Source organism: Fibrobacter sp. (assembly GCF_045131395.1).
Classification (GTDB): domain Bacteria; phylum Fibrobacterota; class Fibrobacteria; order Fibrobacterales; family Fibrobacteraceae; genus Fibrobacter.
On the sequence record NZ_JBGUQY010000051.1, the window covers coordinates 1 to 20,888 of the forward strand.

The window sequence follows — 20,888 nt, forward strand, 5'->3', positions numbered from 1 at the left end:
AAAGGAGTGTAAACAATGCCTGAAGCAATTACTCTCGAAAATCGCCACGAACTGACGAAGCTCCTTGGCGAAAGTTTCAAACCCTCGCAGTTCTTCCGCAAGATGTGTGCGACAGACCTGCACAAGACCAAGAACCTTATTCTCCAGCAGGAAAAGCAGACACGCCTCATCGCGCCGTATGTCTCTGACGATGACGAAGATGGCAAGGTGATGGGTCGCGATGGTTACGAACGCCTGGTCGTGACTGTCCCTACGCTGCATCCGAAACGCAATCTGACTCGCCGTGACGTCGAGGTTGCCGCCAATGCCGAACAGGTATTTACCTACGGCAACGGTGGTGCGACTCCGGAAAAGATTCAGTTCCAGAAGCTGATGAAGGATACTCTCGAACTTCGTCAGTCCATTGAATGTCGTGAAGAACAGCAGATTGTCGAAGCCATGACGACCGGCAAGGTGGAGGTGATTTTTGATGGCGGCAAGCGCACCATCAATCTGAACATTCCTGGAGCTAATTTGACTCCTGCTGCTGCAGCTGACAAGTTTGACGCAAATGATTCCAACCCGATTACTTACCTTCTTGCTCAAAAACGTCTTCTTGCCAAAAATGGTGGTGGCCGTGGATTCCTTTGCGTCATGGGTTCCGATGCCTATGAAGCCTTCATCAAGAACAAGGCTGTCATTGATTACATGGACAACCGTCGCATGAACTTCGGCGAAATCGAACCGGGTGAAATGGATACCGATTACGTGACCCGCATGGCTCACATTCTCGGCATGGACATCGTCACCTATGACGATTTCTTCTATTCCGAATCGGAAAAGAAGGATGTCGAAATGTACCCGAAGGACAAGATCACGATTATCGGTGCCGGGGCTGGCTTCAAGATGCACTACGGTGCCATCGCCGACGGCACTGACGGTTCGCTGAACGTGTGCCAGTCCTACGCCTATACTTGGATCAAGGACGGCAAGTCCAAGATTCTCGAAGAAGAATCTTGTCCGTTGTTTGTCCCGCAGGTCGGCGGCGGCATCATCTCCCGTAAGGTGGTGTAAGGATTGCCGATGTCTTTCAAGGACGACCTCATGCAAGACCTCAACGATTCGTTCTTTAACGAGGACGAATTCGGCGAGTTCGTGACCCTGACTCGCGGTGGCGCAAGTTACCAGATGAAAGGTCTTTTCGATACGCCGGGGGTGTCCAATGAAAGCGTTGGTGAAGTTTCGGTGATTGCCCATGCTCCGCGCCTGTTTGTGCGGTCTTCGGATCTCCCTGATTCGAAACCGCGCAAGGGCGACGTGTTTACGTTGGGCTCTACGCCGTTTCATCGTGCGATGAAACTTTCTGCTATTGATTTTGTGTTTGAAAAAGACGGGACCGTTGTCTACAGCCTGGAGGAATCGAAATGAGCGTGACGCCAAGGACTTTGAATTGCATCAAGGCTTTTCGCCATGCTGTTGTAGATTCTTTAAAGGCTGCGAACCTTTTCGGTATAGGCCAGAATGTTTCTGCGTCTCGCGAAATGAAGGCTTATCCGGATGAAGAATCGTTTATCATAGTCAATGTGCCGAACATCGATTTTGATGACAAAAGTACGAGTCCCCGTTTTTATTTTGCAAAATCGGAACTGCGTATCGATATTTATGCCCGTAGTTTTTTGGACTGCGAAAGCAATATTGAAGGCGTTAGTTCCGGGTCTGATTTGAATGATTTTCTGGACGATACCATGCATGCTGTTGCTGCAGTGATAGACCCTTGCCCGTATTGGGATGGACCCTATCAAGGACTTGTGACGAAGTGCGTCTTGCGTTCTTACGTTAATAATCTTTCGGTTCGCTCTGAAACTACAAGAGGTGCGGCGACGATTACCTTTGAAGTTTCTTTCACTGCGAAAATCGACAGGTCTGCCGCGACGAAAGATTTCTTGCGTGCGAATAACTCGATTAAAACTGGTAGTCAGTCTATGGATTTTCAAACTGTGCTGAGACCTGGCGAACAGGCCGAAGCCGAAACAGCGGATATTTCCGCAGGGAATTAAGAAATGAGTATTTCTTTTGAACAAATTCCTGCCGATAACATGTATCCAATCTTCTCGACGGAATTCGGCGGCTCCATGTCTGCCAAGTCCGGCGCGATGCCTTGGAAAAACCTGATTATTGGCCAGCCGCTCCGCTCCAAGATGAGCGAGAACGGTTCACTTACTCTCATTACCAGCGACGAACAGGCTGACGCCTTGTTTGGTTCTGGCTCGCAGCTTGCCTTGATGTGCAAGGCCTTCCGCAAGAATACAAAATCGAGCGAACTTTGGGCTCTCCCTGTGGCGGATGATTCGACCGCTGATGCGGCCGAAGGTTCCTTGACTTTCGAAATCGAAGGTACGGAAGAAACTCCGAAACTTGCTGCCGGCGGAACGATTCGCCTGATGATTTCTGGACAGCCTTGCCCGGTGAATGTCTCTGCAGGTGATTCTGCCGGTGTTGTTGCCAGCAAGGTTGCGACAGCTATCAATGCGAAGACAAGTCTTCCGGTAATTGCAACTTCAGATCCTGGGGCAAAGGCTAAGTATTCTTTCGCTGTGAGTGCCTATACGGCGGCAGATGACAAAACGGCTACATTGACTGTCGGTTCCTCGGTCTATACCGTAAATTTGTCTTCTTCGGATTCTACGATTGCGTCCGTGCTTTCGAAGATTGCTACGGCTGCTGCGGGCAATTCAAAATTCAACGTTACAGCTGATACTGAGAACAACAAGCTTGTTATCGAAGCGAAGGCTGTTGGTACGGATTCTACGACGGTAACGTTGGAATCTACCGCGACTATCACCATTGGCAACAAGGTTGTCGATGTTGCCGGGTCTAATCCTGGCAATGTTGTCACTCTTACTGCCAAGAACCTCGGTGCTTGCGGCAACGGTCTTGACGTTCGCTGGAACCATAACCAAGGCGAAGTCCTTCCGGATGGCCTGAGTATCACTCTTTCCGCTATGGCAAACGGCGGTGCGGATCCGCTTTACGAAGACGCACAAGTCAAGGAAACCTGTTCCGGAAACTGGTTCAATATGGTCGTTATCGGCTCTGCAGATACCGACAACATTAACTACATCAAGGAAATGCTTGACGAACGCTGGACGGCGGTTGTCCAGCAGACCGGTGTGATGTGCTTCAGCCTTAACGGCGGCGTTGAATCTGATTACACCGATAAGGCGAATGCGCTGAACTCCCAGGAAATTGTTCTTGCTGCCTTGCCGAAGTCCCCGACTTCCGGTGCCGAAAAGGCGTCCGCGCTGTTCGGTTGCGTGGCTCCCAAGGCCCTGAATGACCCTGCGAAGCCGCTGCACAATTACGCTGTCGCTGGCGTGGTCGCCCCGAAGCGTGATGACCGTGAGGACTTTTACGGCAACAATCGCCTTCTCAAGTCTGGTTGTGCACTGATGGTCGCTGCCGAAGACGGTAGCGTGTTTACCAGCCGCATTGTGACGACTTACAAGCGCAATGCCCAGGGAGTCCAGGACAAGAGCTATTTACAGCTCGAAACTGTTTTTACTCTCAGTTACCTGCGTTGGGACTGGAACAACTATCTCGCCCTGAAGTATCCGCATGCAAAACTTGCCCCGGATGGAAGCAAGTTTGGCAAGGGCCAGCAGGTAATGACCCCTTCTCTCGGTAAGGCTGAGCTCATCAAATGCTACAAGGTCTGGGAAGAGAAGGGCCTCGTTTACGACAGTGCGGGTTTTGCCGAAAATGTCGTCGTTGAGCTTGATCCTGAGAATGAATATGCGATGAATTTCTTGATTCCGGCACACCTGATCAAGCAGTTCTTTGTTTCGAAATCCAAAATTGTTCATGACTAAGGAGGATTACGATGGACGAAATTGAAGTTGTCGGCGGAGAGTACGAATTCAAGATAAATGGTTTCATTTACAACTTGAAGGGTCATCCGAATATTGAATATGGTGGCAAGCACTATGAACCGATTATCGGTCCTGGTGGAGTTGTCAACGGTTACAAGTGCGTGGGCGAAAACCCGAGCAAGATTTCTGTCACCTTGACTGATACGAGCGATCTTGACATTGTTGAACTTCAGCAAATCAAGAACGCTACAATCACGCTCAGAAAGCCTCAAGGAAAGACATTCGTTATGACTGGTGCAAGTTGCAGCGCTCCCATTACCGAGTCTTGCGAAGAAGGTGAAGTGACGGTTGAATTCTCCGGAAAACCGGCGGATGACCAAAAGTCGTAGTTCGATGCCTTATCTACGGCTTATATCCGCGTTACTTGGGGGCGGATTGCGGCGAGCTTGATTGCTAACCGCATTCCGGCGGGGATTGAGGCCCCGGCGCGGCTTACCAACTAAACCCATAAAAGGAGTAAAAATATGGAATACAAACTGATTACGCCGGTTACCAAAGCTGACGGCACAAAAATTGAAACCGTGACCGTGAAGGAGTCTTTTATTGGTCGTGACGTCCGAGCTGTTTCGAACAGTAAGGGTGAAGGAGATGCGCAGATTAAGCTTGTTTCTTGCGCGACAGGGCTTTCTGAAAGCGTTGTCGACAATATGGATGCCCGTGACGTCCGTGCTCTCGTGAAGGTAATCAAGCCTTTTTTCGAACCTGGCGAAAATTAGGTCTTGATGACGGTTTTGCGACGTTGGCTGGGGTTTTTCACTGGTCGTATGATCAAATAATGAACCTTAACGCCGAAGAGTTTAAATTCAGCTTGACGGCTGCCGAAAAATTCGCGAAATGGATTAGCACGAAAAAGTGACCTGCTGGTCACTTTTTTTATTACAACTTGGAATAAGAATAATTCAATTTTTACGTAGTTTATTGATTTTTGACATGATTTTTGTATATATTATAGGTGTAGGGAGGCTCAAAATGAAAACGGTAAATGACATGAATGTGGACGCTGTTGGAAAGGCTGTCTTGAAACGCAAAATTTTTATGCTTTGCGCTGTCATTCCGTTCGTTCTGTTTTTGGTGGGTGTTTTGGCTCCTGTATGGACCGACAATTTTATTGTCTATGTGTTCGCTATGCTCCCGTATTATCTTTACACGTTCTATGTGAGTAATGACTGGATTGACGGTAAGCGTCTTTACGACACTAAAATTGGCGAGTATGCGTCCAGTGTGTGGGTGGTCGGTATAGCCGTTTGCGCATTTTTTAGCCTTTTCTTGGCGGTGATGTTTTGGGATCGTCCGGAATCTTTCTTTTACGGGGTATCTTGGATAGCATTGGTAAATTGCGGCCCTGGTTTTGCTTGGGCTTTTTGGACGATGTTCCTTCATAAAACTCGCTATTCTAGGTGGCCAGTTTTGTTTGCGCCTCCTGCAAGCTGAGTTAAAAAAAGTTGTTCCCAAAATAAGTTTTTTAATGGTCGTGCAATTATTTTTGTTGCATGGCCATTTTAAACGTATCTATAAATTTATTATCTAACAATACCTTTGTGAAAACGTCCAATGGTGTCAAGCTACTTAACTCAGAGCTTGGAAAAACGGGCGGAGTGTTAGATAGCCTTAAAAATAAAATAGATTTTTCGCAAAAACTAACGGGATTGGCTTCGGCGTCGACTCTTTTTTCCAATTTCACTTCTGGCGTGAAACGAGTCGTGGATGGCTTTGGAAGTCTTGTCGGTGCCGTTGAAACTTACGCATCTGAAGGTGACAGGATTGCGAAGACGTCACGTTTGGTCGGCTTATCTGTTAAGGATTACCAGGCTTTTGACGATGCTGCACGGCACGCTGGAATGTCTACAGAGGAAATGGATGGAGCCCTTAAACGCTTCAATGTAAATCTTGGTAAGGCCCGTGCTGGAGATGCGAAGGCGTTTAAGGTTTTTGATTCCATTCTTGGGGGGCAAGATCTTTCGAAATTCAAGGATTCTACTTCTCTTTTAAAAGAAATTGCCAATGGTTATAATAGACTTGGTTCTGCTGAAGAAAAGGCTTTTGTTTCGCAAGAATTGTTTGGCAAGTCTGGTCTTAGAATGTCGGAATTGCTTGGTGAAGGCGGTGAATCTTTGCAGAAAAAATTGGATTCTGCTAGAGCAGGATATTCCGAACAGGGGGCGAAAGATGCTGAAGCTTTCGAAGACGCTTTACAAGACGTAAATGGAACTATCAAGTCTATAAAAATTTCGTTGATGGAAGACTTGTTTCCTGTGTTCACGAATTTGTTTAAAACTGTAGAAGGTTTTATAAAAGACAATGGCCCTGAGATAAAAAAGCAGGTCGGTTTTATCATTACGTCTATTTCTGATTTTATTAAAGGGGGACTTCCTTATATTCCAAAAGTATTGAACGTCGTTGTCGGTCTTGTTGATATGATTGGTCCAGGAACGTTGGCAATCTTGGGTGGTGTTACAGCCATTGTTGGCGCTGTAGTTCCGTTGGTGCCTGCATTGATTGCTGCTGCAGGAGTTATTTCTGGTCCTGTTGTGTTGGGTGTAGGCGCGGTATTGGTTGGAATAGTAGCCTGGAAAAATGCGATTTACAGCATTATTGATAATTTAGATATGCTTAAATCATTTATTGTCGACGATGTGTGGGGTGCAATCAAGGATTTTGGAAAACAGTTTGTTGCTGTAGCCGGATGGATGTGGGACGGGTTTGTTTCGATTTTTGTTGATCCGTGGCTGAATTTTTTCAAAGTTTTGCCCGCTGCTATTTCAGATTTGTGGGAAGGGTTCAAGACGGGAATTTCTGAAATAGGAAACCTTCTTTATGACACTTTCATTGGCAGCGTAAAATCGGCTGTTTCCGGAATAAAATCAATTTTAAAAGGTGTTCCTGTTTTGGGAAATCTTCTCGGTGACGACGACCAGCCTTCAATCCGTGACATTTCTTCGGCTTCTTCCGCTCCTGAATCGTCTTCTTCGTCTTCTAGCCTTGGGGCTTCTGTTGCACAGACGATTCGCGAATCCCGCACGACCACTACCAGCCGCTTTGCTGTTGATTTCAAGAACATGCCTCGCGGCGTCCAGGTAACTCCGCCTGAACAGGGTGATTTTGACTGGTCGCGTGGCTATGTGCTGGGAGGTGTCTGATGGCTTGGCGTAACGAATATGCAGACTCTCTGCACAAAGTTCTTATCGATACTCCTAGCGGTACTATCGAGTGTGTCGGCGGTTCCTACGCCGGAGTTCCGTTTTTTGTGGAGGAAACCGCAAGTTCCGGCGGTCGCGAAGTCGTGACCAAGCCGTTGCCTTTTTCTGATGGTCATGTAAACGAAGATGTCGGTAAAAAGGTTCTTTCGATTTCTTGCAACATTTACCTGACTGGAACTGATTGCGAAACCAAGCGCGAACGCCTGGAAGAGGCGTTGAACAAGGAAGGCGCTTTCGAGTTCGTTCATCCGCATTATGGCCGCATGAACGCTCGCTGCACGGCGTACAGCTTTTCTTTCAAAAAGGCTGAGCAGGAATTCATTTCAGGCGAAATCACGTTTGTTCCGGAACAGAATGTAGAGAAGCAGGCGCAAAGTGTTGCGGATCTACGCGGGTCGGCAATAGGTAAATCTGATTCGACGTTGAGTTCTTCTAAGTCGATGTTTACCGAAGTTTTCAGTATTGCGGGCAAGGCAAAATCTGTTGTTGACTCGGTGGCGGCTTCTACCACCAAGATGCTTGACAATATTGAAAATGCGCGTGGTTCTATTCGTAGTGTTTCTGCGTTCGTCAATACGCTTTCGAGAATTCGCGAAAACATTCGGCTAATTATGATGTCTCCAGCAGACTTTGCGAATCGTATCCAAAATCTGTTGACGTTGACTAAAGAAACGGTGTCTGACGATGACGCTAATGGATACGTAAACGAAAGCCTGATCGTGATGCAATCAATAATGGCTAAGCGAAGAGGCTCCGCCTATTCTTCGGCAGATGAATTGAATTCTGAAGTTGACCGATTGGCGCTCATGAGCGCTGCGGCAATGGCGGCCCGATCTGTGGTGGATTGCTCTTTCAAAAGTGTCGAAGAAGCCCGTGAAATGCAAGATTTGCTCAGTTCAGTTTTTGATGATGCGGCCGAACAGGCTGGGTCTGTCGAAGATTACGCAACTCTAATGGATCTGCAAGCGACGGCACTCAAGTATCTGCGTGACGAAATGTCGAAACTTGCAGTGGTCGTAGAATTGCCGTTGAACGGGACTAGAGATATTCTTTCGGTATGCTTTGATTGTTACGGTAACCTGGACCGTGTTGACGAAATCATGGAACGTAACGATGTCGGCGACCCGTTGGTAATGACCCGCGAAAAGTTGAGGGTGCTATCCAAATGATCGAGGTTTTCGCCAACGGCCGTAAGTTTTCGGAGTGGACGGATGCCCGCGTGGTTCGTTCGCTTGACCATATTGCGGCGGCTTTTTCGCTCACCTTGGTTGCCAGAAATTCGGATGGCGACCGTGTGCGTCTTTTCCCTGGGGATTCTGTCGAAGTGGCCGTCAACGGGACCAAGGTGATTTCCGGGTTCGTGGATCGCCTTTCAACCTCGTTTTCGGCCGGTTCGCATTCGGTAAGTGTTTCCGGTAGCGAATGTTCTGCGGATATCGCCGATTGCTGTATTGATAACCCGCTGGAGTGGGAAAATAAGAAAATGGACGAAATCATCCGTATTGTCTGCGCTAATTTCGGTCTTTCTTTTTCGAATCGCATGGGCGTGGATGTTGGCGGCCCGTTCCAGAAGTTTTCTGTCGAGCCTGGAGCCAAGGCGCTTGACACAATCACGAAGCTTTGCAAAGAACGCGGAATCCTGTGCTGTTCCGACGGCATGGGCAAAGTGTATCTGCTAAAGCCTGATTCGTGCCCGCGTGGGCCGGCTTTGAAGCAAGGTGAAAACCTGATGGCGGCGAGCGTGGATTTCTCGCTTGTTGACCGTTTTTCGACCTATACGGTTTACGGAACCGGCAAGGCGAAAAATAAGGTTGTAGCGACATCTTCGGATTCGGACGTTGCCCGAAACCGTCCACTGATTGTCGTGGATTCCAATGCGGTTGAAAAAGACAAGGTGCAAGCCCGCGCGGATTGGGAGTGCCGTGTTCGCAGGGCTAAATCGATGGGATTCAGGGCGACGGTCCATGGTTGGGAACATTCGTCGGGTCTTTGGGTTCCTGGAGTGATTTGCTCCTTTGAAGCCCCGGAGCTTTTTGTTGAGACTCCGATTGATTTGCTTGTGTCTTCTGTAGAATATTCCTGGGGATCTTCGGGTGAAATGACGAATTTGACGCTAGTCCCACCTGAAGTTTTTGAGCCTCAGCCGGAATCCAAGAAGGTCAAGGCGGTAAAATCCGTTAAAAGTCCTAAAGCAGATCCGTGGAAGTCTATCAAGAAGGCGGTGCAAGGGAAATGAATTTCGAGTCTTTGATTGAACCGTTGATGGCGAAACTCCGCCTGATGGTGGGCCGTTGCGTGATATCGGCTAGCCGTTACAAAAACGGTGAGCTGTTGGCTGATATTGAGCTTGTTGCAGGCGAGCGACGCCGAAATGTTGAATTTTTGCAACAGTTCGGCTTTTCTAGCCGTCCAAAGGGAGATGTTGAAGGGGTGGCCCTTTTTATCGGCGGGTCCCGCGACAACGGTGTGGTTATATCTACTCGGGGCGAATGCCCGGACCTGAAAGAAGGCGAAGTGAGGGTGCATTCCCCGTTTGGATCCAGCATTACCTTAAAAAATGACGGGTCTATTGTTTCTGTGCCGGCTTCCGGGAAAAAGTTTATTGTGGCGTCTGATTTGCTTGTTCGTGGAAAAATGCTTGGCACTGGTGATGTTGTTGCTGGCGTTAATGAAGTTGCCGAAGAAGTTGTCGAAACTGGCGGCATAAGTCTTCAAACGCACATGCATCCGACTGCTGTTGTTGGTGCTCCGAGTACGCCTACACCAATTACAGGAGGTTAGTAAATGGCTCTTGACAAGTCGGCGCTCAAGGCGTCTCTTATTGCGATAATGACAACGAAAGGCAACACGCCTGAATCTGCTGCGGAGTCGCTGGCAAACGCCATCGATACCTATGTGCGTGGGGCCGAGGTGACGATTACAGCGCTCCCGAACGAAGTGTCTGTGGTGGGCTCTCCATCTGCACAGGCCAATGCCGTACCGTTAACTTTGAAGGGTGGTGACGCCACCCATACCGGCGGGCTTTCGTAGCTAAAAAAATCTTGTGTCAAAATCGGCCTTTACTATGTAAGGGCTGTTTATTTTTATTGCGATGAGCGACCTTGCTTTGTATCGCAGAAGTTCCGGTGATTTTGACCTTGCCTTCGATGAAGTCAAAGGTGATTTGCTGACTTCCGACAGTCTTGAAAATGCGGTCGTGATATCGATTGGAACTTACGCCCGCGAACGAAAACTTGGTAAAGTTGCGAATATTAAGCCGAATGTCGGTGGATGGTGGGGTGATGCCCTTGACGAGAAGGGAAATCTTGGCGGCTACCTGTATGAAGCTTTTCCTGGAAAACTGACAGAAGTGACGGCACGATCGGTTGAAAACCTGATTTCCGAAGCTCTGTCGTGGATGGTTGAGGATGGCGTTGCTAAGTCTGTCGGCTGTAAAGCTAAAATCGCCGATGAAGAAACGATGAATATTACAGTCACTATTGAACGTCCTGATGGCGGTGATAACGCTTATACTTACGAAATAAAGTGGATGGCTACTGATGGAATTTAAGAGCTTGCAGGAACTTGTCCGTATCGTCGAAAATGCCTTGGCGGTTCAGTTTTTCGGCCAGTCTACAGTGTTGCGCAAGACCGTGCTGAAGGTGCTTGCGCATGTGCTTGGCGGGGCCTTGTACATGGTAATTTTGATTGCAAAACGGATCTGGAAAAATCGTTTCGTCTCTACTTGCGATGTGTCGGCTCTTGAAGGCTTTGGTGCTGAATACGGAATCCCGCACAAGGTGCCGTTGAAATCTTCCGGAACGGCTGCTGTTACTTTGGAAGAAGGTGTTTCTACGGTCACGATTCCGCAGGGGACTGTTTTGGTCGATGAGGAGTCGGGGATTGAGTATGAAGTGCCTAATGATGTTATAGTTGATTCTGAACATGTCGGTATCCCTGTTGTTGCGTTGGATGTCGGTAAGGACTCTGACCTGGGCAATGGCGTGCCTTTGGTGTTTAGGGATGGTGCAGTTGCTGGCGTCGCTTCTGTTGTGTCCGAGTTGATATCCGGTGGCGTTGCGGATCCTGTTGAAGTTGATGGTGATATCCAGGTGTGGGGTGAATTGGCGGAAGACTATCGTGCCCGCCTTTTGAATCGAATCCAAAATCCTGTGCATGGCGGTGCCGCGAACGACTATTATGGTTGGGCGACAAGGTTTTCTTTCGTTACGGATGCGTTTATTTTCCCAAATCAGCCTGAAACCAACTCAGTAAGCGTCGCTTTGGCGAATTATAATTCAGCAAACATCGTGCCGACGGAAGATCAAGTTGCTGAAGTGAAGTCTTATATCGAAGATGATGCCCGTAGACCGGTCACTGCCGATGTGCGTGTGTTTGCGGTGACGCCGGTTCCCGTTACGATTACCGCCTCGGTAGCTCCTTACAATCAGTATGTCCGCGAAAGCGTTACGACTGCGATTAAACAGTATTTGCAAAAAATGCAACCTGGAACTTCTGTTGATTTCGAAACGTTGCGGTTGCATGTGCGGTCGAACTCTGCTGCGAAAAATTTCTTTATTCAGTCGGTGACAAAAAGCGGTTCCCAGGTCCAGGTGCTTGAAATGGATTTGGATTTCTCTGGCGAAAGTCCGGTTGCCGAAGTTTCGAAAATTGAAGCTGGTGGAATCAATCTTCTGAACGGAGATGTGTAGTGCTTTCGGTTCAGCAAATAAGTCCGCTGCGTGTAAACCAAGGTGGCTCGGTCTATGTCTTTGGATCGGGCTTTGATTACAAGTGCAAGGTTTTGGCTGGCAACGGGACTCCTTCTCAGATTGCCGAACTATCCATTCTTAATTACGACGAAGCGTCTCTTGAATTTGTTGCGCCGAAAGAATCAGGCTCTTACGATGTACTTGTCGTTCGCGAAAATATCTTGTTTGGTCGATTCGCGCTTACTGTAGTTGCTCTGCGAGAATTGAATGTTTGGAATGTTGCTCGGCGTGATAATGTCGTGCGTGACGGTGTTGATTACGAAAACGAAGAATTTCGAAGCGCCCTTTTGGGATTGCTACCGCGCGGGTTCGCCTGGTTTAAGGGCAAAGCTGGAAACTGGTGGAAACTTTTTGCAGGTTTTTCTCTTGGCTTTTCTGCGGTGTACAAAATTTTGCGAGACCTTGTCTTTGAATCTAGCCCTGCAAAAACGACGTCCTATGAAACATGGGAACGTGAGCTGGGACTCCCGATTAAGGGGGCTGAACGGGATTCTGCGTCTGGAAAACTTGCCGAAATTTATCGTGTATCGCGCAAAAAAGGCGGCGTTACAGTCTCGTATTTTAAAAGCCTTTCGTCACTTTTTGGACTGAATGTTAGTATCTACGAGTATTGGAAAGGTGAAGACCGTCCTAAGTTTGAGGGCGTTGACTTTGGTGATGACGATCCAAATTTTTACTGGATGATTGAAATTGAGGCTGAATCCAGTGATTGGCATTATTGCACTTGTAATGACACGTGCAACGATTATTTGCAGTTTTGGTGGAATGAACCGGTAGAAACTCTGTATGATACGATTAAACCAGCGCATACGAAATTGCTGTATGCTTACAAGGAAGTTGAACGCGAACTTGTTGTTGTTGATGACAGTAATAATGTAGTCGTGGTAAATGATAATACGCCTATTGTAGCATCTGTTCTTAGCGGCCATATTGTGAATCCTGTACCTATAGAGCTGCCGTCTGGCGAAAAGGTACTTGGCATACGAGTCAAGGACCTGCCGGACGCACAGAACGACGAAGCCTACATGTTGCGCGACAGCGACGTGGGCGGCACCACGAAGGCTGCCGGAGTCGGAGAATCCGCATTCGACAACTTGTGGGAGAACACCCCTGCCGACCCTGCCGAAACCGAAAGTGAAGGAGATTAGTGTACCATGGCCGTGAACCCAGACAAGAATATCGTCGAGCAGTCCTTAATCGCTCGCCTCATCGGCAAGATCAAGCGAATTGCGATTGACATCTCCGATGATGTATCCGCAGAAGAAACGAGAGCCATGGCCGCAGAAGCCGCCGCCAAGACCGTTGTCACGGCTGGCGAGAACTGCACGGTGGATAAGACCATCGCAGCGGACGGCCACGATGTGTACACCATCAACGCCGACGGAAAACCGCAGATTCCCGCTGATTGGGACCAGCAAGATTCCAGTAAGCCTGACTTCATCAAGAACAAGCCAAACCTCGCGCTGAAAGAGGACGTCGCAAACAAAAAACAGTCCATCGACCCGACGTCCACGACGGAGTTCGGATCCAGCAAGGCTGTCGCGGATTTCGTCAACTCCAGCGTGGCGACCAATACGGCAAACTTTCTCGGCAGTTTCAGCCTATCCGATTTGAGCCTTACTTACCCTGCCACGGACGTGCAGATAGCCGCTGCGCTCAATAGCCACACGTGGCCTTCGGGCGTCACGCCTACTAACAACGACTACGTTTATGTCGAAATCCAGAACCCGCAGACTACGGGCGTCGATGACAAGGTGGAGCGTTTCAAGTTCTCCGAACTGCTGGAATCGTGGGGCTACGAATACACCCTTAACAACAGCTCTTTTACTGCCGCCGAAATGGCAACGCTCGAAAGCGGCGTCACTGCCAGCGACAAGACCGCTTGGAACAGCCACGTAAGCAACACCAGCAATCCGCACAACGTGACTACTGCACAGATAGGTGCCGAGCCTTCTTTCTCCGTGCTCCCGATTAACAAGGGCGGAACGGGCAAGACTAGCGGTAATGCTGCTACGAACAACTTGTTCTCGGACATTAACAGCGTAAACACCGACCCCGATGATACCGCTAGAATAGTATTCAAGTACGGCACTCCATCTGATAGTAACGGAATTTTCTTCGCAAGAGCCATTACAAATCTTTGGAACTACATCAAGGGCAAGATTAGCTCGGTGCTAGGATTGTCGGAAAACGGCTACACGGGCAATGCAGCGACGGCGACCTCGGCTACTACCGCTACCAACTACGCAAGCGGTGGCGGTATTGCGGACGCATTGGCGAACAAGCAAGATTCTCTCGGTATCAACAGTTCTAGCGGAGACACGGGCAAGTTCCTTAACGAGCGTGGTGTATTTGCTACGCCTAGCTACCCTAGCGTCCCGTCCGTAGTCAATAGTCTTACTTCTTCTAGTACAACAGATGCCCTTAGTGCTGCAATGGGCAAGTCGCTGGATGATGGAAAGTTAGCTAAAGCTGACGCATCCATATCTGTAGATGGTTTATCCGGCTATCGGTGGTATAAGGTTGCCGAAACAAGTTTTACAGGTGCTTATGGCAATAAGTCGGCTGCTTTTGAAATAAATTACACAGATTCAGATTGGAAAATTACTACACTACTCATTGATTTCAACATACGCTCACAGAATGCAAATAAGCCTTACGCAGTATCTATGACTGCTGTAGCAACAAAAGTCTTGTCGGAATGCGATGTTCGCATCGTATCTCGTGGTGCTATATCAAGCAGAAAAGTTGAAATTTGGGTTAAGTGCGGTTCTTCAGAATCAAGAAGCTCTGCTTTCATTGGCGAACACGCTTCGGGTGGGTATCTGTACAATACAACAAGTACGTTTACATACACATCATATTCAGCTACAGCAGGGCAGGTAGAGCCTACGACTGACGAGCCTAATAATGTATATGTGTACACACCGACGATAGTGTCATTTGATTTAACACGTGCCGCATCATGGATAAACAGCGGCACGTTTGACGTGGCGAGAATTCCGACAGCAAGTTCCGTTACGAACGACGCCACGAGGGTTCCGACGAGTCAGGCGGTGTATAATTATGCGTGTCCTGCACCACGACCGAGAGAATTATTGACGGGTCACACAGACTCATTCCTTATATATCGTGAGGCCACAGGAAATGTATATCGTTGCCAGAATTTCAGATTATACTCTGATGCGCAAAATGGATTCATTTTTATAGCAGGTGATGACTCGAATACTTCTGGATTCGGTAATAATAACCGAGTGGTGTTTAGATTATATAGGAATGGCGGTAAGCTGACGACGCTAAGAAATACTGCACCATCAACAGATGCTGATAATACACTTACGTTACCATCGGTAGCTTCTGGTTATTTACCAGTTGCGGATGCTAATGGCGTAGGCTCCACATCCATTCCCGTGTACGTTGATTCAAACGGGGAAGTCAAGGCTTGCGACCCGTCTCAGATGAGTGTCGGCAGCGCATCATTCGCAACTAACGCAGACTATGCTGCAACATCTTTAGCAATGGTTGATGGTGGCGGTGCACATCTCAATACAGGCGGTTACAATGTACCTGTTTACTTTAACAACGGGGTTCCTACTCCTTGTACTACGATTCCTCATGTATTGAACGGCAGCTTTGCTAGAGAATCGGGCAGCACACTAGACTTTACCCATAATCTTGCACGTCTTAATGGTGCGGGGACAAGTCCTCTTTCGTTCCAATTTTGGGTGTACAATCTTAACAACAAAGTTATTGTCCGTGTGTACACGAATCTTGGTGGAGCTAAAAACTCGCGGTACGCTGGGCAACCTATCAAGGGTGTTGTTTCTATAACTTGCAGAGACCAATATCAAGGTTTAGACAACAAGCTAACCGTAGAGGATGTTGATATAGCTTCTCTCGGCTCCACTATCTCAGGTTCCAATACATACAGCGACATTTTTGAATACCTTTTGAGTAGCGGCCACAAGTGCGACTGCATGATTAACGGACTACTGAAAGTAGGAAACATCAATGGGCGAACATTCATGTGGAAGTTTGACATTACAGCACAAAAGCCATCTTCTAGCACAACTGTGACCTTCATTGTTCGTTCAGAAGTGAAATTGAATTGGGCGTATGAAAACTAATTGCCCAACTTGCAAGGCGTCTATTGACGTATGGAAATTCTTATAGGAGAAAGGCAAATGAAAAGAATATCTACACCGACTGCAGTCAATAACATGTTCGTTGATGGCAACAGGACTCTTGGCCGAAAGGCGACCCAGTTCAGTTCTGAGTGGTGCAATCAAGTCCAGGAAGAGCTCTGTAATGCGATCGAATCGATTACAGGTAGTCCTGTAACCGGCATGTCTGATCATGAACTTGCCGATGCCTTAAAAGGTGACCGCGTTTTTGTGTCCGTAACTATCGGAGCGAATGGTGGGCTGCTCCGAGTCGTGCAGGGCACTGGCCCCACGATCTCGAACTTTGCAGTAATTTCCGCAGGCATCATCGAGGCCCTACAGAAGTTCGTCGTCGGTAACTCGAAATGGGAGCACGGAACGCATGGCGATTCGATTACCAACCTTGTCGGAATGGAGTCCGCTACAGTCTCCGCTGACAAGCTGGCCGAAAAGACCTCGGGCGGCAATATCCAGGTGCTGAACAAGCTGGTGGGCGACAGCGACGATACTGACCCGAAGGTTCAGATGGGCGCTGTGGCCGCCGACTCGCTAGAAGTGAGCGGCGGAGCGTCTGTTGGCGGCGATATGTCTGTTACTGGAGATGTGTCTGCTGAAGACATGATTGCGACAGGCAAGGTTACTGCCGACGGAGGCGTGGAAACCAGCAATGGCGACATCAAGTCCGTCAACGGAGAGGTGTCCGGCAACACTGTCAAGGCGACGGGCAAGCTGACGCTTGGCGACGCACTGCGATTTGTTATCGACGAAACTTCGGGTCACACGGCGTCAGATGCGGAAACATGGCTTGCCAGCACAGCCCCTGCAAACTCAGTTCTGTGCGTAATCAATGAAAATACTTCTGGTGTCGTGTTGTGGAGCGGAACAACAAAGCAGACGAGTATCATTGGCAAGTGCGCGCTGCTGGTAATGAAGTTCGGTAATAACGTTTATCCCGTAATTGCAAGCCCGAATTACTAATTGGATGTGGGAGTTTTAGAATGAAAGAGTTCTTTAAGTTGCTTGCGCCTTACGCCACGACTATTGCGTCCGCGATTGCACTTTATGCGTCGTTCCAGACGCGTCTTGGCGTGCTTGAATATCGAACAGACGCTATCGAAGAGCGGTCTACCAATTTGCAGAACGACATTGGAAGCATAAAGGATTTGCTTTATAGCATCGATACGAAAATCGGTGTTTATGCGGCAATTCTTGACGAACGTACATCAAAGAATATGAGGCGCAAATGAAAGCTTTGTTGACGATTTCTTTTGTCATGGTGGTTATATTTGTCGGCTGTTGGCTTTTTGACGCCGACGATTGGGGCGAATTGTAGCGGGGTAGTGCATGGCAAGCAAAGTTGTTCTTGAAAGAGCGACAATCATCAAGCCTTTGGCCGTTAGCCAGGCAAAGATTGGCGATGACATTGTCTATCCGTTTGAACGGCAATTCCAAATGGAATTGTTTACAAACGTTGGAAATTATCTGTGGACAGTAGAGCCTGGTTATGTAAGCAACTGCGGTTCGATTCCGTGGCTCGGTCAAAAGCTGCTTCGGGTTAAATCCTACGATCCAAAGAATCCTCTGCAGAACGCTTTCTTTTTTCTGCATGATGACCTTTATCAAAAAAAAGGTTACGATATATTTAGTCGTGATGATTCTGATGCGCTTTGCCGTGGCGGTCTCCGCGAAGCTGGATGCAGCCGGTTCCAGGCGTCGACTATCGACTTCTGCTTGATGATCGGGGCTTGTGGCCATTGGGGTGATAACTCATACGGTAATTTTGACTTTTTGAGCAAACTTGAAAAGGTAGGGTAGTTGTGAAACCTGAACTTGTTTTAATTCGTACTGGTTTGACTGAAGACAAAAAAGGCGTATTTGGCGAACTTTGCCTGAATAATCATTTTATCTGCTGGACATTAGAGAATCGTTCGAAATTGATTCCTGTAGGTGGTTATTGTGTAAAGAACTCGCAAAGTCCGAAATTCAAGCGGGAACTTCCTTTGTTGTACAACAAATCTGTTCCGTCGTCTCGCGGAATACGTATTCATGTTGGAAACGATGCGGTCAAGGATTCGCGGGGTTGCGTCCTTGTCGGCATGATGCGCGACGAAAAAAAACTTATGGAGTCTGCGCCGGCTGAAACAATGGTCGCAATGTTATGTCGGAATTGCGATTATCTTTTAATCGTCGAGCCTTATTCTTTAACAAACTAAATTTACACAAATTTTCCTAAAATACGATTCGAGCCGAATCTTCTTTTAGCTTTGATGTAGACCGCTGGGAAACTCCCGGCGGTTTTCATTTATCCCAAAAGGAGATTGTTATGGCTACTTACGAAAACGATAGCTACGCCAGCAAGGGCGTGGGAACCGCCGGTCTTACTCTCGGCGTTATCGGCACGGCACTTGCTAGCGGCGTGCTCAACGGCAACGGCATCGGAGGCCTTTTTGGCAACCAGAACCCGACAGCTAACCCGGTTTACCAGTTGGCCCAAAAGGACAACGAAATCGCTCAGCTCAAGTCCGAAAAGTATGCTGACGCCAAGGTTGCAGCACTGACCGAACGTGTCGCAAACCTTGAAGCTCGCGTTCTCGCCGACGAAAAGACTGACCCGCTGCGCGACCAAATCCTGGGTGACCGCATCGCCGGGCTTTCTGCAATCGTGAACCGCATCAGCGCTCCGTTCGTGCCGAACTACGCTGTCGCTCCGGGCTGGGGGCCCGCTTTCGTGTCCCCGTTTCCGCCCGTCCCTCCCGTCGCCGCCGGTAGCGGAACCGTCACCCCGACTCCCGCCACTTCCACCAGCACGTCGCAGGCTGCGTAAAAAGAGGTAGCTTATGCATATTTCTCTCGAAAAGGCTGTTGACGGCTTCATTGGTTTCATGGCTGACCAGGTGGCAATGATCCCGAAAATGGGTGACCGTTTTCTGGGCTTCGCCGCTCTTGGCGCTCTTAAGAGCAATCCAGCTGCACTTGTATCCAAGGTCAAGCCCTGGATGGAAATGTCCGGGATTCTTGATGCCGACGGCATGGTGAACTTGGATTCCGCCAAAGCTGCTCTCGACATGGCTTTCGCCAATGTGCCGAAAGTAAGCTATTTCGGATTCTCGTTTACCAACGAAGACGTTCCGGTCCTTCTTGCGAAGATGCAGGGCACCACGGAGGTTGCGTAATGAATGAACGCGTGAAAATGGTCCTGGAGCGTACCGAAAAAACGCTTTGCCGCCACCTTGAAGACCTGAATGATCAGGTGGAACAGGATGGCGGTCGAATCAAGGATCACATGGTTCTCGATGGCTTCAAGGATTCTGTCAAGACTCTTCGATGCATCAATGAACTGATGGATCATGGCAACGGTGAAACTGTTGCTTCCAAGATGGCAGCAAAGACTGTGCCCGGCATTGTCTAGTAGCCAATCTTTCCTTCAAGGCGGCTCGCGTCGGTGCGGGTCGCCTTTCTATGTATAAAAATTCTCGATTTTTATACATTATGTTTAATTCGTGTCTAAAAATTGCAAAAATTATAACTCTGGAATTGCATCGACGGCCTTGCGTCTGCCTTCGTCAAGAACCTTTGCGTAAATCTGCGTTGTCGTAATTTTGGTATGGCCCAAAAGCTTGCTGACTGTAAACAAATCGGCCCCGTTTGCCAGCGTCAATGTAGCGAATGTGTGGCGGGCGACGTGAAAAGAAATGTGCTTTGTGATTCCAGCTTTTTCGGCCCATTCACGGATTTTGCGGTTGTGCCATTCTTCGCAAGTGGGGTGGTCATGGAAAACTCGGTCGTTCCCAGGGATTTTTTTCGGCATAAATCGTTTGGCGTTCGAGTTCAGCGGGATCTGAACGATTTCCTTGGTCTTTTGCTGCCGTAAAAAAATTACGTCGTTATCGATGTCCGACCATTTCAGGTTTCGAACGTCTGAAAGCCGGAGACCTGTGAAGCATGAAAAAAGAAATGGCCTTTTGACCCGTTCCCACATTTCGGCGTCTTTTTCAAATTTCACACCGGCCATTGCTCTCAGCTCGTCGATGCTAAGAAAATTACGCTTGCTTTGTATCTTGGCAGGGGTGAGACCGGAAAAGTCTGGCATCATGGCTATCACGCCGTCAAGCTTTGCTATGTGCAGAATTGCCTTCAATACGTTGCATCGATGCAGAATCGTATTATTGGCGTATTTCTTTTCGTCTTCCATATGCTTGACAAAATCGCGGTAAACATCGCGGGTAATGTCTACAACGCGGAGTCCTGGTCTGAATTCTTCAAAACCCACCAGCAATTCCATTCGGGCGTGCTTTAGACCATCCGTCTTGGCGTCGTCGATAGTCTTTTTTGCGAAATCACGAAAAAGGTCGTGGCGGCTCTTGGCGATCTGGATGCCGTGGTCTGCCTGGTCCAGTTCGTCAGAACGTTTCCTTGCGATGGCTTCTGCCAGCGCAAACGTGTTCATATTTTTTATCTTTGTGGCGGAATTTTTGGCCGGCTCTAGAAAAAGATTCAACGCCTCCCGATGACGCTTTCCGTCGATGCGGTAGTTTAGCCAAAGACTGCTGCCGCCATTTTTCATGGGCCTTTCAAATACCGTTACCCGGCGTTTCTGCGTGCCTGATGCCATAAGACACTACTCCTAAATTTTGCGGTCACGCGTGACCAAGGTGTGACCGAAAACTTAGCAAAATGTATGCAAACGCAACGTTTTAAAATGTGGCAGGCTTTGATTATTAGTTGATATTATGCGGTTTATTGCGTTTTAATTTATTTCATTACGTTAATAGCGCCATGAGTCCCTTTGGCACTATAAAAAGCAAGAAAACGGCTTCAATCCCTTTATTTAAGCGGGTTGGAGCCGTTTCTGTTTTTATGTAAAAATGT

General features: G+C 48.3%; 24 protein-coding genes. 23 read left to right on the forward strand and 1 reads right to left on the reverse strand.

What is annotated here, in order from left to right:
• Window positions 1-15: 15 nt before the first annotated feature.
• The 23 genes from ACJMNB_RS13975 (at window position 16) to ACJMNB_RS14085 (ending at window position 19,428) form a co-directional block, all read left to right on the forward strand.
• The gene (locus ACJMNB_RS13975) at window positions 16-1,053 is read left to right on the forward strand and encodes a major capsid protein (protein WP_405343497.1); all 1,038 of its coding nucleotides are present in this window, start codon (window positions 16-18) and stop codon (window positions 1,051-1,053) included.
• 9 nt (window positions 1,054-1,062) lie between these two features.
• Window positions 1,063-1,407 carry a hypothetical protein gene (locus ACJMNB_RS13980; RefSeq protein ID WP_405343499.1) on the forward strand — a complete coding sequence of 115 codons (345 nt, stop codon included), beginning with the start codon at window positions 1,063-1,065 and terminating at the stop codon, window positions 1,405-1,407.
• The gene (locus tag ACJMNB_RS13985) at window positions 1,404-2,036 is read left to right on the forward strand and encodes a hypothetical protein (protein WP_405343501.1); all 633 of its coding nucleotides are present in this window, start codon (window positions 1,404-1,406) and stop codon (window positions 2,034-2,036) included. Before ACJMNB_RS13980 ends, ACJMNB_RS13985 begins: the two co-directional genes overlap by 4 nt.
• A gap of 3 nt (window positions 2,037-2,039) precedes the next feature.
• Window positions 2,040-3,848: a hypothetical protein gene (locus tag ACJMNB_RS13990; RefSeq protein ID WP_405343503.1), complete on the forward strand. Its 1,809-nt coding sequence runs from the start codon at window positions 2,040-2,042 to the stop codon at window positions 3,846-3,848.
• An 11-nt stretch (window positions 3,849-3,859) separates the two neighbouring features.
• Window positions 3,860-4,237 carry a phage tail tube protein gene (locus ACJMNB_RS13995; protein WP_290956971.1) on the forward strand — a complete coding sequence of 126 codons (378 nt, stop codon included), beginning with the start codon at window positions 3,860-3,862 and terminating at the stop codon, window positions 4,235-4,237.
• A gap of 135 nt (window positions 4,238-4,372) precedes the next feature.
• Window positions 4,373-4,624, forward strand: a complete 252-nt coding sequence (locus ACJMNB_RS14000; RefSeq protein WP_405343506.1) for a phage tail assembly protein — start codon at window positions 4,373-4,375, stop codon at window positions 4,622-4,624.
• A gap of 253 nt (window positions 4,625-4,877) precedes the next feature.
• Window positions 4,878-5,339, forward strand: a complete 462-nt coding sequence (locus tag ACJMNB_RS14005) for a hypothetical protein (RefSeq protein ID WP_405343508.1) — start codon at window positions 4,878-4,880, stop codon at window positions 5,337-5,339.
• 59 nt (window positions 5,340-5,398) lie between these two features.
• Window positions 5,399-7,045 (forward strand): hypothetical protein, encoded by a 1,647-nt coding sequence (locus ACJMNB_RS14010; RefSeq protein WP_405343510.1) that lies wholly within the window; start codon window positions 5,399-5,401, stop codon window positions 7,043-7,045.
• Window positions 7,045-8,274, forward strand: a complete 1,230-nt coding sequence (locus tag ACJMNB_RS14015; RefSeq protein WP_405343512.1) for a DNA circularization N-terminal domain-containing protein — start codon at window positions 7,045-7,047, stop codon at window positions 8,272-8,274. Before ACJMNB_RS14010 ends, ACJMNB_RS14015 begins: the two co-directional genes overlap by 1 nt.
• Window positions 8,271-9,341, forward strand: coding sequence for a phage baseplate assembly protein (locus tag ACJMNB_RS14020; RefSeq protein WP_405343514.1), 1,071 nt, complete (start codon window positions 8,271-8,273; stop codon window positions 9,339-9,341). Before ACJMNB_RS14015 ends, ACJMNB_RS14020 begins: the two co-directional genes overlap by 4 nt.
• A complete protein-coding gene (locus tag ACJMNB_RS14025) occupies window positions 9,338-9,886 on the forward strand; it encodes a phage baseplate assembly protein (RefSeq protein WP_405343516.1) in 549 nt (182 codons plus the stop codon). The genes ACJMNB_RS14020 and ACJMNB_RS14025 overlap by 4 nt, the downstream gene beginning before the upstream one ends.
• 3 nt (window positions 9,887-9,889) lie before the next feature.
• A complete protein-coding gene (locus ACJMNB_RS14030; protein ID WP_405343518.1) occupies window positions 9,890-10,135 on the forward strand; it encodes a hypothetical protein in 246 nt (81 codons plus the stop codon).
• A 61-nt stretch (window positions 10,136-10,196) separates the two neighbouring features.
• Window positions 10,197-10,655, forward strand: coding sequence for a phage GP46 family protein (locus ACJMNB_RS14035; RefSeq protein WP_405343520.1), 459 nt, complete (start codon window positions 10,197-10,199; stop codon window positions 10,653-10,655).
• Window positions 10,645-11,796 (forward strand): baseplate J/gp47 family protein, encoded by a 1,152-nt coding sequence (locus ACJMNB_RS14040; RefSeq protein WP_405343522.1) that lies wholly within the window; start codon window positions 10,645-10,647, stop codon window positions 11,794-11,796. The genes ACJMNB_RS14035 and ACJMNB_RS14040 overlap by 11 nt, the downstream gene beginning before the upstream one ends.
• Window positions 11,796-13,004, forward strand: a complete 1,209-nt coding sequence (locus tag ACJMNB_RS14045) for a putative phage tail protein (protein WP_405343524.1) — start codon at window positions 11,796-11,798, stop codon at window positions 13,002-13,004. Before ACJMNB_RS14040 ends, ACJMNB_RS14045 begins: the two co-directional genes overlap by 1 nt.
• A 6-nt stretch (window positions 13,005-13,010) precedes the next feature.
• On the forward strand, window positions 13,011-15,983 hold the full coding sequence (locus ACJMNB_RS14050) for a hypothetical protein (RefSeq protein ID WP_405343526.1): 2,973 nt from the start codon (window positions 13,011-13,013) through the stop codon (window positions 15,981-15,983).
• 57 nt (window positions 15,984-16,040) lie between these two features.
• A complete protein-coding gene (locus ACJMNB_RS14055; RefSeq protein ID WP_405343528.1) occupies window positions 16,041-16,997 on the forward strand; it encodes a hypothetical protein in 957 nt (318 codons plus the stop codon).
• Window positions 16,998-17,017: 20 nt separating this feature from the next.
• A complete protein-coding gene (locus tag ACJMNB_RS14060; protein WP_405343530.1) occupies window positions 17,018-17,266 on the forward strand; it encodes a hypothetical protein in 249 nt (82 codons plus the stop codon).
• 97 nt (window positions 17,267-17,363) lie between these two features.
• Window positions 17,364-17,834: a hypothetical protein gene (locus ACJMNB_RS14065; RefSeq protein ID WP_405343532.1), complete on the forward strand. Its 471-nt coding sequence runs from the start codon at window positions 17,364-17,366 to the stop codon at window positions 17,832-17,834.
• Window positions 17,835-17,836: 2 nt separating this feature from the next.
• A complete protein-coding gene (locus ACJMNB_RS14070) occupies window positions 17,837-18,232 on the forward strand; it encodes a DUF5675 family protein (RefSeq protein WP_405343534.1) in 396 nt (131 codons plus the stop codon).
• 110 nt (window positions 18,233-18,342) lie between these two features.
• Window positions 18,343-18,843 carry a hypothetical protein gene (locus ACJMNB_RS14075; protein WP_405343536.1) on the forward strand — a complete coding sequence of 167 codons (501 nt, stop codon included), beginning with the start codon at window positions 18,343-18,345 and terminating at the stop codon, window positions 18,841-18,843.
• A gap of 13 nt (window positions 18,844-18,856) precedes the next feature.
• Entirely contained in the window at window positions 18,857-19,192 is a 336-nt protein-coding gene (locus ACJMNB_RS14080; protein WP_405343538.1) for a hypothetical protein, read from the forward strand.
• Window positions 19,192-19,428 carry a hypothetical protein gene (locus ACJMNB_RS14085; protein WP_405343540.1) on the forward strand — a complete coding sequence of 79 codons (237 nt, stop codon included), beginning with the start codon at window positions 19,192-19,194 and terminating at the stop codon, window positions 19,426-19,428. Before ACJMNB_RS14080 ends, ACJMNB_RS14085 begins: the two co-directional genes overlap by 1 nt.
• Window positions 19,429-19,539: 111 nt before the next feature.
• Here ACJMNB_RS14085 and ACJMNB_RS14090 read toward each other — a convergent pair whose 3' ends face one another.
• Entirely contained in the window at window positions 19,540-20,631 is a 1,092-nt protein-coding gene (locus ACJMNB_RS14090; protein ID WP_405343542.1) for a tyrosine-type recombinase/integrase, read from the reverse strand.
• Between the last annotated feature and the right edge of the window lie 257 nt (window positions 20,632-20,888).

Coding starts and splice junctions, on each gene's coding strand:
- ACJMNB_RS14055 (WP_405343528.1), top strand. CDS start 16,041: ATGAAAAGAATATCTACACCGACTGCAGTCAATAACATGTTCGTTGAT.
- ACJMNB_RS14040 (WP_405343522.1), top strand. CDS start 10,645: ATGGAATTTAAGAGCTTGCAGGAACTTGTCCGTATCGTCGAAAATGCC.
- ACJMNB_RS13980 (WP_405343499.1), top strand. CDS start 1,063: ATGTCTTTCAAGGACGACCTCATGCAAGACCTCAACGATTCGTTCTTT.
- ACJMNB_RS13995 (WP_290956971.1), top strand. CDS start 3,860: ATGGACGAAATTGAAGTTGTCGGCGGAGAGTACGAATTCAAGATAAAT.
- ACJMNB_RS13990 (WP_405343503.1), top strand. CDS start 2,040: ATGAGTATTTCTTTTGAACAAATTCCTGCCGATAACATGTATCCAATC.
- ACJMNB_RS14015 (WP_405343512.1), top strand. CDS start 7,045: ATGGCTTGGCGTAACGAATATGCAGACTCTCTGCACAAAGTTCTTATC.
- ACJMNB_RS14050 (WP_405343526.1), top strand. CDS start 13,011: ATGGCCGTGAACCCAGACAAGAATATCGTCGAGCAGTCCTTAATCGCT.
- ACJMNB_RS14075 (WP_405343536.1), top strand. CDS start 18,343: ATGGCTACTTACGAAAACGATAGCTACGCCAGCAAGGGCGTGGGAACC.
- ACJMNB_RS14085 (WP_405343540.1), top strand. CDS start 19,192: ATGAATGAACGCGTGAAAATGGTCCTGGAGCGTACCGAAAAAACGCTT.
- ACJMNB_RS13975 (WP_405343497.1), top strand. CDS start 16: ATGCCTGAAGCAATTACTCTCGAAAATCGCCACGAACTGACGAAGCTC.
- ACJMNB_RS14005 (WP_405343508.1), top strand. CDS start 4,878: ATGAAAACGGTAAATGACATGAATGTGGACGCTGTTGGAAAGGCTGTC.
- ACJMNB_RS14080 (WP_405343538.1), top strand. CDS start 18,857: ATGCATATTTCTCTCGAAAAGGCTGTTGACGGCTTCATTGGTTTCATG.
- ACJMNB_RS14030 (WP_405343518.1), top strand. CDS start 9,890: ATGGCTCTTGACAAGTCGGCGCTCAAGGCGTCTCTTATTGCGATAATG.
- ACJMNB_RS13985 (WP_405343501.1), top strand. CDS start 1,404: ATGAGCGTGACGCCAAGGACTTTGAATTGCATCAAGGCTTTTCGCCAT.
- ACJMNB_RS14090 (WP_405343542.1), bottom strand. CDS start 20,631: ATGGCATCAGGCACGCAGAAACGCCGGGTAACGGTATTTGAAAGGCCC.
- ACJMNB_RS14060 (WP_405343530.1), top strand. CDS start 17,018: ATGAAAGAGTTCTTTAAGTTGCTTGCGCCTTACGCCACGACTATTGCG.
- ACJMNB_RS14000 (WP_405343506.1), top strand. CDS start 4,373: ATGGAATACAAACTGATTACGCCGGTTACCAAAGCTGACGGCACAAAA.
- ACJMNB_RS14065 (WP_405343532.1), top strand. CDS start 17,364: ATGGCAAGCAAAGTTGTTCTTGAAAGAGCGACAATCATCAAGCCTTTG.
- ACJMNB_RS14010 (WP_405343510.1), top strand. CDS start 5,399: ATGGCCATTTTAAACGTATCTATAAATTTATTATCTAACAATACCTTT.
- ACJMNB_RS14035 (WP_405343520.1), top strand. CDS start 10,197: ATGAGCGACCTTGCTTTGTATCGCAGAAGTTCCGGTGATTTTGACCTT.
- ACJMNB_RS14025 (WP_405343516.1), top strand. CDS start 9,338: ATGAATTTCGAGTCTTTGATTGAACCGTTGATGGCGAAACTCCGCCTG.
- ACJMNB_RS14020 (WP_405343514.1), top strand. CDS start 8,271: ATGATCGAGGTTTTCGCCAACGGCCGTAAGTTTTCGGAGTGGACGGAT.